The organism is Halomonas campaniensis (assembly GCF_014193375.1).
In the GTDB taxonomy this organism is placed as follows: domain Bacteria; phylum Pseudomonadota; class Gammaproteobacteria; order Pseudomonadales; family Halomonadaceae; genus Halomonas; species Halomonas campaniensis.
This window is the reverse complement of record NZ_JACHZF010000003.1, coordinates 141409-157191: the sequence shown is the minus strand read 5'-3', so window position 1 is coordinate 157191 and position 15783 is coordinate 141409. Positions and strand designations below refer to the sequence as shown.

Here is a 15783-nt window from a genome sequence, read left to right as displayed (position 1 = left end):
GCCGGAGCGCCTTCGGGTGCTCCGGCTCCTTCTCCAGCCACTCCCCGCCGCCGGTTCCGCGGTGGAGTGGCCGGGCAAGGGGCCGGACGCCACAACGAGACCAGAACATCGGCTGTCATGACATCTTCGGGAGACCGACATGCTTAGGGAACGCCTGCGCGGCTGGCGCAAGATCACGATCATGGGAGCCACCCTGGGGGGCGCCGTGATCTTCTTCGTGGCCGGGATCATCTTCTGGGGGGGCTTCAACACGGTGATGGAGGCCACCAACAACATGAAGTTCTGCAGCTCGGCCTGTCACGAGATGAGCTGGGTCTACGAGGAGTACCAGGACCGCCCCCACTACCGGAACCCCACCGGGGTGGGCGCCGAGTGCTCCGATTGCCACGTGCCCGACGCCTGGGGCCCGAAGATGGTCCGCAAGATCCAGGCCAGCCGCGAGGTGTGGCACTGGATGCTGGGCACCGTGGACACCAAGGAGAAGTTCGACGGCAAGCGGCTGCAGCTGGCCGAGAACGTCTGGCGCTCCATGCTGCGCACCGACTCCCGCGAGTGCCGCAACTGCCACGACTGGTCCGCCATGGACCTGGAGCAGCAGCCGGCCCGCGCCGCCCGCGAGCATGCCCGGGGGTTCGAGCAGGGCCAGACCTGCATCGAGTGCCACCAGGGCATCGCCCACGAGCTCCCCGAGGCCTGGGACGAGTCGCCGGTCTGGGCCGCCCGCTTCGCCCATGACACCGAGGCCGACCAGGATCGCGGCGAGCCCGAGCTGCCGCTGGAGGCCGAGGAGCTGGGCGAGGCGGTGGCCGCCGAGGGCGACATCGCCTCCGGCCTGGCCTGGGACGCCGTCCCGGCGCTGGACGTGACCCTGTTCCTGCCGGGCCAGGCCTCCATCGAGTGGATCCAGGACGGCAGTGAGCACGGCGGCGGCCGCGCCTTCAGCTTCGGCGACCGCTGCGTCTGGTGCCACCAGGGCGAGGAGGCCGATATCGGCGCCCTGGCCACCAGTGCCGAGAAGATCGAGACCTATGACCTGGGTGACAAGCGCGGCCACGTGCCGATGGCCGTGCAGGCCGCCTTCGATGACGACTACCTCTACATGCGCTTCCAGTGGGAGGCCGGCGAGCACGCGCCGCTGCCCTTTGTCGACGGCGGCATGATGGACCCCGAGAACGCGATCAAGCTGACCGTGAGCTTCGCCGACGATCGCGTCGACATGGCCGACCGCGGCGGCTGCTGGGCCAGCTGCCACCACGACTCCGCCTACATGCCCGACGCCCCCGAGGCGGAGGCCCTGGCCGAGAGCGAGCTGGCCGAGCGTCTCGACCTGATCAGCGGCAACGGCGTGACCAAGTACCTCACCGAGAGCCGCACCGAGGTCGAGGTGCGCGGTCGTCGCGGCGCCGCCCGCGGTGGCTGGGACAAGCTCAAGGAGCGCGAGGAGATCGACGAGCTGTTCGGCGGCGGGGTCTACCTGGACATGGCGCGCTACAAGAGCGGCAGCGAGCGCACCGAGTCCGGCTACATCCTCGAGGAGCGCCACTTCGACGACAGCGAGGCGGTGGTGTTCAGCGCCAGCGAGGCGGACGGGGTGTGGACCGCCTACCTGACCCGCGCCCTGCGCACCGGCGCGCCCGGCGACAAGCCGCTCGCCCTGGACGGCAAGTACAACGTCAACTTCGCGCTGCACGATGACCACGCGGCCTCGCGCTTCCACCACGTCTCCTGGCAGTTCGGGCTGATGTTCGGCGCCGACGAGGTGGACGAGGAGATGGTCGAGATCAACGCCACGCGCATCGAGCGCTGATAAGGAGGATTCATGAAGGCAGGGATGAGGCATCCCGGCAAGTGGCTCGGCGGGCTCTGGCCCGCCCTGCTGCTGGTCGCCGGCACGGCGCTGGCGGCGGAGGGGATCACCGGCTACGGCAGCGCCGAGCTCGGCATGTCCCCGGAGCAGGTGCGTGAGCGCCTGGCGCAGGATGGCGTCACCGAGGTGACCGAGGCACGCACCGACGACGGCGACCTGGTCATCGATGGCCGCCTGGGGGGGGATCCGGCGGCCGGCGCTCCGGCGGCCGGCGCTCCGGCGGTGGAGACCGACCTGCGCTATGTCTTCCCGGCGGGCAGCGACCGGCTGGCGCTGGTGGTGGCCTTCCATCCCGAGGTGGAGGACCACGCCGCGGTGAAGGCGCGGCTGATCGCCGAGCATGGCCAGCCGTGGGAGGAGGAGATGGCCGAGTGGTGGCTGGAGCAGCTCGCCGAGGGCATGCCACAGCCCCCCGTGGCCCTGACCGCCTGGGGCGGGGGCGAGGCGCAGCGCGACCGCTTCGTGCGACTCTGGACCTTCGAGGAGTACCTCAGCGTGGAGACCCTGGACACCCGGCTGCTCGCCGGCCAGGAGTGACGGGGTCGCCGGCATACAAGGGGCCACCCGGCAGGAGTGGCCCTTTCAAGTAGGCAGCGGGTCACGCCATGCCTCCCTCAATCGGTACCCGACCGGCACCGCTGCCGGGCCCGGTCCATGGCCTCGGCGGCACCCTCCAGGGAGAACACCATGAACCAGGGGTCATCCTCGCCGCGCATCATCCGCAGGCGCAGGGTCTCCCCCCGGCGCATCTCCTCCACCAGCAGGGGCCGTTCGTCCAGGGCGAACTGCACGTAGAAGCCGCCGTCGCCGCGCTGGGTGATGAACGCCGCCTCGCCGCTGTGGATGGTCTCGTGATCCACGCGCAGGTCGGCGGGCACGCGATTGACCACCCGGCTCTGCGGCTGGCGCTCGCCCAGCTCCACCCGCAGCTCCAGCCAGGGCCGCTCGCAGTCGCCCGGGGTGAAGTTGAGGCTCAGCAGGGAGTCGCTGTAGCTGTGGGCCTCCAGGGCGCGGTAGTGGCGCTCCTCGCCCAGCGACAGCGTCAGCGACTGCCAGTGGCCGTGGGTTGCCGCGTCGTCGGTGTTGAAGGTGGTGGCGTGTGCCGCCGGGAGCAGCAGCAGCGCGTTCAGCAGCAGGGCGGCCGACGCGGCAGTGAACGGCTTGGGCATGACCGGGGTTCCTGGAGGACGATGCGCCGAATGGTAGCACCGCAGGCCGGGGCTGCCGACCGGCGGTTCACTCCCGGGTGGCGAAGTGGGCGGCCAGATCGGCGATATCCTGCTCGCTCAGCCCGCGGGTCATGTTCTTCAGGAGGTGGCCGCCTTCCCCGGCCTTCAGGCCGGCCATGCGTTCCCGGAAGAGCGACGGCTCCATGCCGGCAATGCTGGGGTAGCGGGTGATGTTGCTGCGGCCCTCGGGGCCGTGACAGCCGGTACATCGCGGCGCCAGCTCGGCGCCGCGCTCGGGATCCCCCATGGGCGTCGCGGACTCGGCCATCACCGCAGGGGCGGCGGCGAGCATCAGCAGGGCGGTCAGCCAGGCCTGGGCAACCTTCGGCATGATCCACTCACTCCGTGGAGGGAACCTGCCTCCAGTCTAGGCGCCGCGGTGGCGAGCGCCCTTGATGCAGGTCATGCCGGGGCGGCGCTCAGTCGAAGTCGCGACTGGGCAGCAGCCAGCCCTCGTCGGGGCGGTAGCCGGCCGCCTCGGCGCGCTGGTACTGCGCCACCATCTCGTCGGTGATGGCCGCCAGCGCCGCGTCGACGCTGGGGTGGTCGTCACTGGTCTCGAAGGAGGGTTCGGCCTGGAGCGGCGTCTGCAGGTAGTGGCTCTGCTCGCAGGTGACCCGCTCGCTCCCCGCTTCCCGGTAGCAGCGGAGGCGGATGGGGGTGGGGATCTCGCCAAGCTGGAAGGTCAGCTCCGTCACCAGGAAGCGCTGCTGGTGAATCAGGGGGTGCCGGATGGCGGCCGGGATGTCCATGGGCGCGAGGATCTCCTGAGGTCGAGCCTGGGCCCGCTGAGAGGGGCGTGCGATTCAACATAGCACCCGAGTCACAGGGGTAAAAGGCGAATACCTTGACCTGTGTTCGTTGTCGGGTGCGGCAATCTATCCCATCCTTCACCACTAAAGAGGTTTTCCGGATACATGTTCTGTTCCGGACAGGCTGGCGGAGAGGTGGAGCGTCCCGTGACAACATTAGTGCGTATCTGGTGGGTGACCCTGGGGCTGCTGCTCGCGGTGGCCCTGTCGATGACCGCCCTGTCCGCCACGGCCCGGGCGGCCGAGTGGCTGCCCATGGTCTTTCCCGACGCGGACGCCGTCGGGGAGCCCATCGAGGCGCCGCCGGCGCTGCCGGTGCTGCGCGACGGCGAGACCGTGGGCTACGTCTTCGAGACCAACGATATCGCGCCGATCCCGGCCTACTCCGGCCATCCGGTCAACATGCGCGTCGGCATGGACCTCGAGGGACGCATCACCGGCGTCGAGGTGCTCGAGCACTCCGAGCCGATCATGCTGGTGGGAATTCCCGAGACGGTGCTCGACGACTTCGTCGGCCAGTACGCCGGCAAGTCGGTGCGGCAGAAGGTCCGCGTGGGCCTGTCGCGTCAGCAGCGCGAGGGCTACGAGCAGGTCGACGCCGTCTCCGGGGCCACCGTCACCGTGGTGGTGATGGGCGAGGGGATCATGCGCTCGGCGCGCCGCGTGGCCCGGGAGCTGGGCATCCTGGTCGGCGGCGGCCCCGCCGAGGCGGCGACGGTCCGCGACGAGCTGTTCGAGGAGGCAAGCTGGGAGGCGCTGCTCGAGGAGGGCGCCATCGGCCATCTGCAACTGACCCGTGGCGAGGTGGACGAGGCCTTCGTCGGCACCGACGCCGAGGGGGTCGACGCCGCCCCGGAAGGCCGCGGGGACGAGACCTTCATCGACCTCTACGTGGCCCACCTCAACGTGCCCACCGTGGGCCGCAACCTGCTCGGCGAACGGCAGTTCGAGCAGCTGATGGCGGAACTCGGCGAGGGCGAGCACGCGCTGGCGATCATGGCCGACGGCCGCTACTCCTTCAAGGGCTCGGGGTTCGTGCGCGGGGGCATCTACGACCGCATCATGATCCACCACGGCGGTCGCACCGACCAGTTCCACGATGCCGACATGCGCCGCCTGTGGGGCATCGAGGCCGAGGGGGCGCCGCGCCTGCCGGAGCGCGATATCTTCATCCTGCGCGAGGAGACCCGCTTCGATCCCGGCCAGGCCTGGGAGCTGGAGCTGCTGGTGCGCCGCCAGGTGGGCGCCCTGGACACCGAGTTCGCCGGCTTCTCCACGGAGGTGAAGGTGCCGGAGCGCTTCCTGGAGATTCCCGAGCCGCCGGCCGACGCCCTGCTGGAGGAGGACGACGCCCAGCCCCTGTGGGTCTCGGTGTGGGAAGACCGCGTCGTGCACATCGTGGTGCTGGGCGCCGGCCTCGGCGTGCTCACCTTCATCCTGCTGTTCCAGGACTGGCTGGCCAGGCGCCCCCGCCTGCTGCATACCCTGCGCTACACCTTCCTGGTCTACACCGTGGTGTTCATCGGCTGGTACGCCCTGGCGCAGCTGTCGGTGGTCAACATCCTGACCTTCGCCAATGCCCTGTTCACCGACTTCCAGTGGTCCACCTTCCTGATGGACCCGATGATGTTCATCCTCTGGAGCTTCGTGGCGGTCACCCTGCTGCTGTGGGGACGCGGCGTCTACTGCGGCTGGCTCTGTCCCTTCGGCGCCATGCAGGAGCTGATCAGCGCGGTGGCGCTCAGGCTCAAGGTGCCGCAGTTCGAGCTGCCCTTCGCGGTCCACGAGCGGCTCTGGGCGCTGAAGTACATCATCCTGCTGGGGCTGTTCGCCGTCTCCCTGCAGTCGCTGGGGCAGGCCGAGGTCTACGCCGAGGTGGAGCCCTTCAAGACCGCGGTGCTGCTGAAGTTCCAGCGCGAATGGGGCTTCGTGCTCTATGCGGTGCTGCTGCTGGTGATCAGCGCCTTCAACCACAAGTTCTACTGCCGCTATGTCTGCCCGCTGGGCGCCGGCCTGGCGATCCCCGCGCGCATTCGCCTGTTCGACTGGCTGCGTCGCCACAGGGAGTGCGGCAAGCCCTGCCAGATCTGCGCCCACGAGTGCCATATCCAGGCGATCCACCCGGACGGTCGGATCAATCCCAACGAGTGCCACTACTGCTTGGATTGCCAGATCACCTACCACGACGACCGCAAGTGTCCGCCCATGGTGGTGCAGCGCAAGAAGCGGGAGAAGGCGACCCGCCTGAGCAGCAAGGTGGCCGAGAGTCGGCGCATCGCCGCCACCGAGGTGTCCGCCGACGGCAGCTGAGGGCTGCCGAGGCAGTGAACCGTAGGCGGCGCCGCGCCCCGCAGCACGGCGCCGCGACGGAAGCAGAAAGGTCGGCCGCAGAGTCGGCGACGAGATGTGATCTCGACAACGAAACGGAGACAGAGTCATGAGCGACAAGCAGAGGGACGACAAGCCCACCGGGGCCGTCAACGAGGGACGCCGCCGCTTCCTGGCGGGCAGCGCCGCGGTCGGCGCGGCCAGCATGGCCGGTGCCGCCGGCGTGGCGGGCGTGGGGGCGCTGACCCGCAGCCAGCCGGCCCAGGCGGCCAGCCACGGCGGCGCCGCCGATATCCATGTGCCGCCGGGCGAGCTCGACGAGTACTACGGCTTCTGGAGCGGTGGCCACAGCGGCGAGGTGCGCGTCTACGGCGTGCCCTCCATGCGCGAGATCATGCGCATCCCGGTGTTCAACCACTGCTCGGCCTCCGGCTGGGGGATGACCAACGAGTCCAAGCGCATCATGGGTGACAGCCACCGCTTCACCAACGGCGATGCCCACCACCCCCACGTCAGCTACACCGACGGCAGCCACGACGGCCGCTACCTGTTCATCAACGACAAGGCCAACACCCGGGTGGCGCGTATCCGTCTCGACGTCTTCAAGACCGACGCCATGGTGACGGTGCCCAACGTCCAGGCGATCCACGGCCTGCGCCTGCAGAAGGCGCCGCGCACCGGCTACGTGTTCGCCAACGGCGAATACATGATCCCCCAGCCCAACGACGGCCGCGACATCAACGACCCGTCGAAGTACTACACCCTGTGGAATGCCATCGATGCCGACACCATGGAGGTGAAGTGGCAGGTGATGGTCGACGGCAACCTGGATAACATGGACGCCGACTACAACGGCAAGTACTGCGCGGCGACCTGCTACAACTCCGAGGGCGCCGTGGACCTGGCCGGCAAGATGCGCGCCGACCGCGACTGGGTGGTGGTGTTCAACATCGAGAACATCGAGGCGGCGGTGGCCAGCGGCGACTTCATGACCATCGGCGACTCCGAGGTGCCGGTGGTGGATGGCCGCAAGAGCTCCGACCTCAACGTCACCCGCTACGTGCCGGTACCGAAGAACCCCCACGGCCTCAACACCTCGACCGACGGCAAGTACTTCATCGCCGCCGGCAAGCTCTCGCCCACCGTGTCGATGATCGAGATCGCCAGGCTGGACGACCTCTTCGCGGGCAACCTGGCGGACGAGCGCGACGTCATCGCCGCCGAGCCGGAGCTGGGCCTCGGGCCGCTGCACACCACCTACGACGGCCGCGGCAACGCCTACACCACCCTGTTCATCGACAGCCAGGTGGTGAAGTGGAACATGGAGGACGCCGTACGCCACTACAACGGCGAGGACGTCAACTACATCCGCCAGAAGATCGACGTCCACTACCAGCCGGGCCACAACCACGCGACCCTCGCGGAGTCCAAGGATGCCGATGGCAAGTACCTGTTCTCCCTGAACAAGTTCTCCAAGGATCGCTACCTGCCGGTGGGGCCGCTGCATCCCGAGAACGACCAGATGATCGACATCTCCGGCGACGAGATGGTGCTGCTCCACGACACCCCGACCTTCGCCGAGCCCCACGATGCGGTGATCATCCGCCGCGACCAGATCCAGACCAAGCAGATCTGGGAGCGCGATGACCCCTACTTCGCCGACACCGTGGCCATGGCCCGCGAGGATGGCATCACCCTGGAGACCGACAACGAGATCATCCGCGACGGCAACAAGGTGCGGGTCTACATGACCACCGTGGCGCCCAACTTCGGCATCACCGAGATTCCGGTGAAGCAGGGCGACGAGGTGACGGTGACCATCACCAACCTGGACCGCGTCGAGGACCTCACCCACGGCTTCTGCGTGGTGGATCACGGGGTCAGCATGGAGATCAGCCCGCAGCAGACCGCCTCGATCACCTTCACGGCCGACAAGCCCGGGGTGTTCTGGTACTACTGCAACTGGTTCTGCCACGCGCTGCACATGGAGATGGTCGGCCGCCTGCTGGTCGAGCCGGCCTGATCCCAGACCCTCGGCAGCCCCTGCCGGCCCGGCGACCCACGCCGGTCCGGCAGTTCCTCTCCCGACAGACAGAGAACGCCATGCGCTCGAGATGGTTGCTCCCTCTTTTCTTCCTGCTGCTGGCCGGCCCCGCCCTGGCCGCCGAATGGCGCGCCGTGCCCGGCGAGGCCCCGCTGCAGCAGGTGCTTGCGGCCGCCGCGCCCGGTGACACGGTGCGGGTGGCCGAAGGCGTCCACCTCGGCAACTTCGTGGTCGAGGTGCCCCTTACCCTGGTCGGCGAGCCCGGTGCCATCCTCGACGGCCAGCGCCGCGGCAGCGTGCTGACCCTGGCCGCCCCCGGCGCCACGGTGCGCGACCTTCACATCCGCGAGGATGGCGCCGACATCAACACCATGGACAGCGGCATCTTCGTGGCCCGCGAGGCGGCGGGTGCCGTCATCGAGAACACCCGCATCGAGGCCCGCGGCTTCGGCATCTGGCTCGATGCCGTGCCCGACGTGAAGGTGATCGGCAACCGCATCAGCGGCGACACCGCGCTGCGCTCCCAGGACCGCGGCAACGGCCTGCAGCTCTACAACGTCACCGGCGCCGAGATCCGCGGCAACGAGGTGTGGGAGGCCCGCGACGGCATCTACATCGACGTCAGCAACCACAACCGGCTGATCGGCAACCTGCTGCGCGACCAGCGCTACGGCGTGCACTACATGTTCTCGCACTCCAACGAGGTGCGTGACAACGAGACCCGCAACAACCGCCTGGGCTATGCGCTGATGCAGTCGCGGCAGCTCGAGGTGGTGGGCAACCGCTCCATTCGCGACCAGAACTACGGCTTCCTGATGAACTTCATCGTCGATTCGGTGATCGCCGAGAACGTCGCCGTGGAGGCGCAGCGCGGCAGCCTCTCGGCCGCACCGGATGGCCACGCCATCAGCGGTACCGAGGGCAAGGCGCTGTTCGTCTACAACTCGCTGTTCAACGAGATCCGCGACAACCTCTTCGCCCGTACCGAGATCGGCATCCACATGACCGCGGGCTCCGAGGACAACGTCTTCCACGGCAACGCCTTCGTGGCCAACGAGACCCAGGTCAAGTACGTGGCCCTGCGCGAGCAGGAGTGGTCCCATGAGGGCAGCGGCAACTACTGGAGCGACTACCTGGGCTGGGACCTCAGCGGCGACGGCCTGGGCGACATCCCCTACGAGCCCAACGACTCGGTGGATCGGCTGATCTGGACCTACCCCATGGCCAAGATCTTGATGAACAGCCCGGCGGTACAGGTGCTGCGCTGGGTGCAGCGCGAGTTCCCGATCCTGCGCCCGCCGGGCGTGCGCGACAGCCATCCGCTGATGGCCCTTCCCGACTGGATGGCGGAGACACTGCAATGACCCAACCGGTGATCGAGATGAGCGCGGTCGGCAAGCGCTTCGGCAAGCTGACCGCCCTCGACGAGGTGAGCCTGACCCTGGGCGAAGGCGAGGTGCTGGGCCTGATGGGCCATAACGGCGCCGGCAAGTCCACCTCCATGAAGCTGATCCTGGGCCTGATCCGCCCGACCCGCGGCACCCTGAAGGTGTTCGGCCACGACCCCGGCGGTGCCGCGGCCAACGACCTGCGCCTGCGCCTGGGCTACCTGCCCGAGAACGTGCAGTTCTACGAGCAGCTCTCGGGCTTCGAGGTGCTCGACTACTTCGCCCGCCTCAAGCGCATCGGCACCGGGGTGGTGAAGCCTCTGCTGGAGCGGGTGGGGCTGGGCCACGCCATGCATCGCCGGGTGAAGACCTACTCCAAGGGCATGCGCCAGCGCCTCGGCCTCGCCCAGGCGCTGATCGGCGAGCCGCGGCTGATGCTGCTCGACGAGCCCACCGTGGGCCTGGACCCCATGGCCACCCGCGACTTCTACGGCATGGTCGACGAGCTGCGCGGCCGCGGGGTCAGCGTGATCCTCTGCTCCCACGTGCTGCCCGGGGTGGAGCGCCATATCGACCGCGCGGCGATCCTCGGCCAGGGGCGCATGCTCGCCTCCGGCAGCATCGACGAGCTGCGCCAGGCCGCCGATCTCCCCCTGGTGGTGCGCCTGCGCACGGCCCGGGCGCCGGAGCGCCTGGCCGAGTCGCTGCGGCCCCACGGCGTGCTGGCGAGACAGTCGGGCGAGGGCCGCCTCGAGCTGGAGGTGCCGGTGCGCGCCAAGATGGCGGTGCTCCGCGAGCTCGCGGCCGACCCCGAGACCGCCGACCTGGCGCTGGAGCCGCCCACCCTGGAGTCGCTCTACGCCCACTTCGACGGCACCATTCGCGACCGGGCGGCGGCCGAGCCGGCCCCCGCCACGGCCATTGACGCGCAGCAGGGAGTGAGCGCATGAGAAACCTGTTCATCGTGGCCGGCAAGGAGTTCCGCGACGGCCTGCGCAACCGCTGGGTGCTGGCCATTACCCTGGTATTCGGCCTGCTGGCCATCGGCCTGGCCTACTTCGGCGCCGCGGCCTCGGGCCAGGTGGGCTTCACCCGGGTCTCCACCACCATCGTCAGCCTGTCGAGCCTGGCGGTGTTCCTGATCCCGCTGATCGCCCTGATGCTGGCCTACGACAGCATCGTCGGTGAGGACGAGCAGGGCACCCTGCTGCTGCTGCTCACCTACCCCATGAGCCGGGTCGAGATCCTCGCCGGCAAGTTCCTGGGCCATGCGGCGATCCTCGGCGTCTCCACCCTGGTGGGCTTCGGGGTGGCCGGGGCGATCATCGCCGCCCTGGGCAGCGTGGAGCAGCTGGGCGAGCTGGTGGCGGCGCTGGCGCTGTTCATCCTCTCGGCGATGCTGCTGGGCTGGGCCTTCATCGGCTTCGCCTACCTGATCAGCGTCAGCGTGGCGGAGAAGTCCCGGGCGGCGGGCATCGCCCTGGTGGTGTGGTTCGCCTTCGTCATCGTCTTCGACCTGGCGCTGCTGGGCGTGCTGGTGAGCACCGGCGGCCAGGTCAGCGAGGGGCTCTTCCACACTCTGCTGCTGCTCAACCCCACCGATATCTTCCGCATCGTCAACCTCACCTTCTTCGAGGCGGCGCGGACCCAGGCGGGGCTGGCCTCCATCGGCGCCGATGCGGCCTTCCACCCGGCGCTGCTGCTCGGCACGCTGCTGGCCTGGGTGGCAGTGCCGCTGGGCCTGGCGCTGTGGATCTTCCGCCGCCGCGAGCTCTGACAAGGAAACCGACGAATGCTGACACGCAGGAAGTTCATCATCGTGCTGGGGGGCGTGACCCTGGCGGGGCTGGCCGGCTGCGGCGGCGAGGAGGAGGTGGCGGTCGCCTGCGAGCCGCGCCCCTTCCGGGACGACGACGAGTGCGCGGTGTGCGGGATGTTCATCGCCGGGTTCGCGGGCCCCAAGGCCCAGGCCTGCCTGCGGGACGGCCGCCTGCTGACCTTCTGTTCCACCTCGGACCTCTTCGTCTGGCTGCTGCAGCCCGACTCGGTGCCTCAGCTGCGCCAGGCCTATGTCCACGACATGGGCGCCACCGACTGGGAGCGGCCCTCGTATGACGCCTTCATCGCCGCCGACGTGGCGGTCTACGTGACCGAGCAGCCGCTGATGGGGGCCATGGGGCCCACCCTGGCCTCCTTTGGCCGCGAGGAGGACGCCCGGGCCTTCATGGCCGAGCACGAGGGGCGGCTGCTGCGCTTTGATGAGATCGACGTCCAGGTGCTCAACGACCTGGCTCGGGCGCATATCCAGCGCACCATGTAGAGGGGGCGGGGTAGAGGGGGCCGGGCGGCGGCCCGGCCCGCAAACACAGCGCCCCCGGCAGCCTGGCTGCCGGGGGCGCTTGCGGTCGGATGCTGGCCCTGTGGCCCTGTGGCTCAGAGCACCGGTTCGAGCATGAAGTCCACCGCGGCCTTCACCTCCTCGTCGCTGAGGTTGGTGAACCCGCCCTTGGCGGGCATGGCGTTGAAGCCCTCGATGGAGTGGGTGTAGAGGGTCTCCATGCCCTGGTCCAGGCGCGGGGCCCAGGCGGCCTCGTCGCCCTTGATGGGGGCGCCGGCGGCACCGGTCATGTGGCAGGCCATGCAGGCCTGGTTGTAGATCGCCTCGCCGTCGGGCTCGGCCTGCACGGCGGCCGAGAGGGCCAGGGCGGCGACGCCGGTCAGGGTCAGGGTGGCCAGTCGCTTCATGAACATGTCTCCTGAATACATCTTATGGCGGTAAAAAATCGGAGGGCGTCCTCGCCTCCGCTGGTTGTCGGCCATGATCGCCCGGGGGCTCATGGGGCGCCATGACCTGGGTCACGACAGCATGTCCCGGTAAGCGTCGTCCCTGACGGCCGTCGGCGCAAGCCCCGCGTGGGTCAGCTCGCCGGGTTCGGGGGGGCGCCGTCGCGGCAGGCCGGCTCGATCCTCAGCAGCTGGGCCAGCTCCGGTTCCCGGGGGCCGAGCATATCGGCCAGGGTGTACTTGTCCAGCACGGCCATGAAGGCGCGAAGTGCCTCGGCCAGGATCGGCTTCAACCGGCAGGCCGGGGTGATCCGGCACTCGTTGCTCTCGCCGAAGCACTCCACCAGCAGCAGGTCATGCTCGGTGTCGCGGACCAGCTTGCCGAGGCGTATCTCGTCTGGCGCCTTCTTGAGCAGCAGGCCGCCGTTCTTGCCGCGGATGGCGGTGATGTAGCCCTTGTGGCTGAGGTCCTGGACCACCTTCATCAGGTGGTTGCGCGAGATATCGAAGCGCCCGGCGATCTCGTGGATGGTGGAGCGCTCCTCTCCCTTGACCGCCAGGAAGATGAGGACACGCAGGGAGTAGTCGGTGAAGCGGGTCAGATGCATGGGGCGTCCCGGTGCTTTGCGGCTTGATATTAGTCAATGTTGATAAGCTAAGCGCCTTTCATTCTACCACCTGATGCCTGCCCGGGCGGAGAGTTCCGTGCCCCTCGGCGGCGGGGCGCGTCAGCACGAAGGCGGCGACTCCACAGAACAGTGCGCCGGTGGCGGCCAGCACGGCGCCGCTGGCGCCTCCCAGCCACAGCACCCCCCAGCTGGCCAGCAGCAGTGTCGCCGCCAGCCGCTTGGCACGGCGTGGCACGGCGCGCCGTTCGCGCCAGGCGTGCAGCGTCGGCCCCAGGCGGGGGTGCGCGTGCAGCCAGCGGGCCAGCCGTGGCGAGCCCTTGGGCGCGGCCCAGGCGGCCACCAGCAGGAAGGGCGTGGTGGGCAGCAGCGGCACCACCAGCCCGGCGGTGCCGAGCCCGATGCAGCCGTAGGCCAGTCCGCTCCAGGCAAGGCGCGTGGCAGGGAGTCTCATGGCAACCGGACCTCGTGAATTGGCAGCGGTGACATTAAGTAGTATTTTATATGCATGTTTAAGATTCACGCAAAGGGAAATCCGGAGTGTCGTCCCTGAGGCCCGCCTTGGCCGCGTCATCCACCCCGGCCTGGCGCTGGTTCTTCCCGCTGGCGGCCCTGCACGCGGCGCTCCTGGTGCCGCTTTCCCTGCTGTCACTCTACCACCCGGCAGGCGTGGCGCTGCTGGCCTCGCCTGCGGCACATGGTCGCGAGCTGATGTTCGGTTTCGCCCTGGCCGTGATCGCCGGCTACCTGCTGGGACCGCTCTCCCACCGCTGGCTCCGGCTGCTGGTCGGGCTCTGGCTGGTGGCGCGCCAGGGCGCGCCCCGAGGCGGAGCCGCTGCTGCTGCCCCTGGCGCTGCTCTTCTCCCTGGCCGCGGTGCTGCGCCTGCTGGCGCTGGAGGCCGGCCAGCACTGGCTTGCCCTGCTGTGGGGCTCGGCGCTGGCCTGGGGGCTGGCCGCCTGGCGGCTGCTCCACTGGAGCCGCCGCATGGTATTTCGCGGCACTGCGCGTGCAATGGCCGATAGCGAGGGGCGCCGGGGGCAAGCCGAAGAGGAGGTCCTACGCCAGGGATGGCGTCGGTAGCGTACAGGGAAGTATTCACAGCGCCTCCTCGCAGGATTGTCGACGGATCAGCCCCGAGTGAATCTCAAACGGTGGTGTTTGATCCAGGTCAGCTACCTCGAGAAGGGTACCGACGCGCCCGGCCCTGAATGGCATACTCTGCCCCATACGGCGGCGCTGCGGTGCCGCCCTCCGGTTCAAGAGGCTGTTTCACGATGCAAGACGACCTGCTGTTCGATCGCCCCCTGGTGGAGAAGTACGACCGTCCGGGACCGCGCTACACCTCCTACCCCACGGCGCCCCAGTTCCATGCGGCCTTCGCCGAGGATGACTACCGCGCCGCCGCCGAGCGCAGCAACCGGGCCGAGGCGCCCAAGCCGCTGTCGGTCTACGTGCACATCCCGTTCTGCAAGAGCCTCTGCTACTACTGCGCCTGCAACAAGATCATCACCCACAACACCGAGCGCGCCGCCGAGTACCTCGAGTGGCTCAAGCAGGAGATCCGCGTGCAGGGGGCGCTGTTCGACGAGTCGCGGCGCATGACCCAGCTGCACCTGGGCGGCGGCACGCCCACCTACCTGAGCAACGTCCAGCTCGGCGAGCTGATGGCGGCCCTGGACGAGGCGTTCCACTTCGCTCCGCCCGCCGAGCGAGAGTTCTCCCTGGAGGTGGACCCGCGCACCGTCACCCCCGAGCAGATCCACGAGCTCCATGCCCTGGGCTTCAACCGGCTGAGCTTCGGCGTCCAGGACTTCGACCTCGACGTGCAGAAGGCGGTCAACCGCGTGCAGAGCGAGGATGATGTCATCTCCCTGGTGCACGCCGCCCGCGAGGCGGGCTTCGAATCGGTGAGCGTCGACCTGATCTACGGCCTGCCGCTGCAGACGGTGGCCAGCTTCGATGCGACCCTCGACAAGATCATCGCCCTGCAGCCGGACCGCATCGCCAGCTACAGCTATGCCCACCTGCCCGAGCTGTTCAAGGCTCAGCGCCTGATCCGCCCCGAGGACATGCCGCCGCCGGAGCGCAAGCTGGAGCTGCTCGAGCTGACCATCCGCCGCCTCACCGCCGCCGGCTACGTCTACATCGGCATGGACCACTTTGCCCTGCCCGACGACGAGCTCTCCCTGGCCCGGGAGAACGGCACCCTGCAGCGCAACTTCCAGGGCTACTCTACCCACGCCGACTGCGACATGATCGGCCTCGGCATCACCTCCATCGGCAAGGTGGGCGATACCTACAGCCAGAACGTCAAGGAGACCGCCCAGTACCAGCACCGCCTGGAGGAAGGGCGCCTGCCGGTGTTCCGCGGCTACCGGCTCAGCGACGACGACCGGCTGCGCCGGGACGTGATCAACGCCCTGATGTGCCACAACCGCATCGACTTCGCCGCCATCGAGCGCCAGCACGCCATCGTCTTCCGCGACTACTTCGCCGATGCCCTGGAGGAGCTCCAGGAGATGGCCGACGACGGCCTGCTGGCGATCCGCGAGGGCGAGATCGAGGTGCTGCCCACCGGCCGGCTGATGATGCGCAACGCCGCCATGGCCTTCGATGCCTACCTGGCGAAGAGCCAGGGGCGCTACTCCCGCACCGTCTAGGAGCCCACCGGCCGCTGCCCACTCGGGAGGCGGCGTCCGCAAGC

16 protein-coding genes are annotated in these 15783 nt (G+C 69.0%); 10 read left to right on the top strand and 6 right to left on the bottom strand.

The features are described from left to right. The first annotated feature begins 139 nt into the window (after nucleotides 1-139). Together BDK63_RS02695 and BDK63_RS02690 are read left to right on the top strand one after the other, a co-directional pair. The gene (locus tag BDK63_RS02695) at nucleotides 140-1807 is read left to right on the top strand and encodes a NapC/NirT family cytochrome c (protein ID WP_246385708.1); all 1668 of its coding nucleotides are present in this window, start codon (nucleotides 140-142) and stop codon (nucleotides 1805-1807) included. A gap of 12 nt (nucleotides 1808-1819) precedes the next feature. After that, nucleotides 1820-2404, top strand: coding sequence for a hypothetical protein (locus BDK63_RS02690; RefSeq protein WP_183329784.1), 585 nt, complete (start codon nucleotides 1820-1822; stop codon nucleotides 2402-2404). A gap of 77 nt (nucleotides 2405-2481) precedes the next feature. Here the strand turns inward: BDK63_RS02690 and BDK63_RS02685 are convergent, their stop codons facing one another. The 3 genes from BDK63_RS02685 to BDK63_RS02675 form a co-directional block, all read right to left on the bottom strand. Then, complete coding sequence (locus BDK63_RS02685) at nucleotides 2482-3036, bottom strand: invasion associated locus B family protein (protein WP_183329783.1); 555 nt, start codon at nucleotides 3034-3036, stop codon at nucleotides 2482-2484. A 67-nt stretch (nucleotides 3037-3103) separates the two neighbouring features. Then, nucleotides 3104-3427, bottom strand: a complete 324-nt coding sequence (locus BDK63_RS02680) for a c-type cytochrome (RefSeq protein ID WP_183329782.1) — start codon at nucleotides 3425-3427, stop codon at nucleotides 3104-3106. An 88-nt stretch (nucleotides 3428-3515) separates the two neighbouring features. Further along, nucleotides 3516-3848, bottom strand: a complete 333-nt coding sequence (locus BDK63_RS02675; RefSeq protein WP_183329781.1) for a hypothetical protein — start codon at nucleotides 3846-3848, stop codon at nucleotides 3516-3518. Between the two features lie 207 nt (nucleotides 3849-4055). Between BDK63_RS02675 and nosR the strand changes: the two genes are divergently transcribed. The 6 genes from nosR (at nucleotide 4056) to BDK63_RS02645 (ending at nucleotide 11988) form a co-directional block, all read left to right on the top strand. Further along, nucleotides 4056-6218 (top strand): transcriptional regulator NosR, encoded by a 2163-nt coding sequence (gene nosR, locus BDK63_RS02670; RefSeq protein WP_343065261.1) that lies wholly within the window; start codon nucleotides 4056-4058, stop codon nucleotides 6216-6218. Nucleotides 6219-6345: 127 nt separating this feature from the next. Further along, nucleotides 6346-8259, top strand: a complete 1914-nt coding sequence (gene nosZ, locus BDK63_RS02665; protein ID WP_183329780.1) for a TAT-dependent nitrous-oxide reductase — start codon at nucleotides 6346-6348, stop codon at nucleotides 8257-8259. 80 nt (nucleotides 8260-8339) lie between these two features. Continuing rightward, nucleotides 8340-9644, top strand: a complete 1305-nt coding sequence (locus BDK63_RS02660; RefSeq protein WP_183329779.1) for a nitrous oxide reductase family maturation protein NosD — start codon at nucleotides 8340-8342, stop codon at nucleotides 9642-9644. After that, entirely contained in the window at nucleotides 9641-10618 is a 978-nt protein-coding gene (locus BDK63_RS02655; RefSeq protein ID WP_183329778.1) for an ABC transporter ATP-binding protein, read from the top strand. Before BDK63_RS02660 ends, BDK63_RS02655 begins: the two co-directional genes overlap by 4 nt. Then, entirely contained in the window at nucleotides 10615-11445 is an 831-nt protein-coding gene (locus tag BDK63_RS02650; RefSeq protein WP_183329777.1) for an ABC transporter permease subunit, read from the top strand. The genes BDK63_RS02655 and BDK63_RS02650 overlap by 4 nt, the downstream gene beginning before the upstream one ends. A 15-nt stretch (nucleotides 11446-11460) precedes the next feature. Then, entirely contained in the window at nucleotides 11461-11988 is a 528-nt protein-coding gene (locus tag BDK63_RS02645; protein ID WP_183329776.1) for a nitrous oxide reductase accessory protein NosL, read from the top strand. 113 nt (nucleotides 11989-12101) lie between these two features. Here the strand turns inward: BDK63_RS02645 and BDK63_RS02640 are convergent, their stop codons facing one another. The 3 genes from BDK63_RS02640 to BDK63_RS02630 form a co-directional block, all read right to left on the bottom strand. Further along, entirely contained in the window at nucleotides 12102-12413 is a 312-nt protein-coding gene (locus tag BDK63_RS02640; protein ID WP_221202479.1) for a c-type cytochrome, read from the bottom strand. Between the two features lie 173 nt (nucleotides 12414-12586). Continuing rightward, nucleotides 12587-13060: an Rrf2 family transcriptional regulator gene (locus tag BDK63_RS02635; RefSeq protein ID WP_183329775.1), complete on the bottom strand. Its 474-nt coding sequence runs from the start codon at nucleotides 13058-13060 to the stop codon at nucleotides 12587-12589. 58 nt (nucleotides 13061-13118) lie between these two features. Then, nucleotides 13119-13532: a YbaN family protein gene (locus BDK63_RS02630; RefSeq protein ID WP_183329774.1), complete on the bottom strand. Its 414-nt coding sequence runs from the start codon at nucleotides 13530-13532 to the stop codon at nucleotides 13119-13121. Between the two features lie 86 nt (nucleotides 13533-13618). Here BDK63_RS02630 and BDK63_RS02625 point away from each other — a divergent pair, with 86 nt between their 5' ends. Next, entirely contained in the window at nucleotides 13619-14101 is a 483-nt protein-coding gene (locus BDK63_RS02625; RefSeq protein ID WP_343065259.1) for an NnrS family protein, read from the top strand. 252 nt (nucleotides 14102-14353) lie between these two features. Beyond that, complete coding sequence (hemN, locus tag BDK63_RS02620) at nucleotides 14354-15739, top strand: oxygen-independent coproporphyrinogen III oxidase (protein WP_183329772.1); 1386 nt, start codon at nucleotides 14354-14356, stop codon at nucleotides 15737-15739. The last annotated feature ends 44 nt before the right edge of the window (nucleotides 15740-15783 follow it).

Bases quoted from the DNA above. Each gene is read 5' to 3' on its own strand.
- BDK63_RS02695 (WP_246385708.1), top strand. From the start codon at position 140: ATGCTTAGGGAACGCCTGCGCGGCTGGCGCAAGATCACGATCATGGGA.
- BDK63_RS02690 (WP_183329784.1), top strand. From the start codon at position 1,820: ATGAAGGCAGGGATGAGGCATCCCGGCAAGTGGCTCGGCGGGCTCTGG.
- BDK63_RS02685 (WP_183329783.1), bottom strand. From the start codon at position 3,036: ATGCCCAAGCCGTTCACTGCCGCGTCGGCCGCCCTGCTGCTGAACGCG.
- BDK63_RS02680 (WP_183329782.1), bottom strand. From the start codon at position 3,427: ATGCCGAAGGTTGCCCAGGCCTGGCTGACCGCCCTGCTGATGCTCGCC.
- BDK63_RS02675 (WP_183329781.1), bottom strand. From the start codon at position 3,848: ATGGACATCCCGGCCGCCATCCGGCACCCCCTGATTCACCAGCAGCGC.
- nosZ (WP_183329780.1), top strand. From the start codon at position 6,346: ATGAGCGACAAGCAGAGGGACGACAAGCCCACCGGGGCCGTCAACGAG.
- BDK63_RS02660 (WP_183329779.1), top strand. From the start codon at position 8,340: ATGCGCTCGAGATGGTTGCTCCCTCTTTTCTTCCTGCTGCTGGCCGGC.
- BDK63_RS02655 (WP_183329778.1), top strand. From the start codon at position 9,641: ATGACCCAACCGGTGATCGAGATGAGCGCGGTCGGCAAGCGCTTCGGC.
- BDK63_RS02650 (WP_183329777.1), top strand. From the start codon at position 10,615: ATGAGAAACCTGTTCATCGTGGCCGGCAAGGAGTTCCGCGACGGCCTG.
- BDK63_RS02645 (WP_183329776.1), top strand. From the start codon at position 11,461: ATGCTGACACGCAGGAAGTTCATCATCGTGCTGGGGGGCGTGACCCTG.
- BDK63_RS02640 (WP_221202479.1), bottom strand. From the start codon at position 12,413: ATGAAGCGACTGGCCACCCTGACCCTGACCGGCGTCGCCGCCCTGGCC.
- BDK63_RS02635 (WP_183329775.1), bottom strand. From the start codon at position 13,060: ATGCATCTGACCCGCTTCACCGACTACTCCCTGCGTGTCCTCATCTTC.
- BDK63_RS02630 (WP_183329774.1), bottom strand. From the start codon at position 13,532: ATGAGACTCCCTGCCACGCGCCTTGCCTGGAGCGGACTGGCCTACGGC.
- hemN (WP_183329772.1), top strand. From the start codon at position 14,354: ATGCAAGACGACCTGCTGTTCGATCGCCCCCTGGTGGAGAAGTACGAC.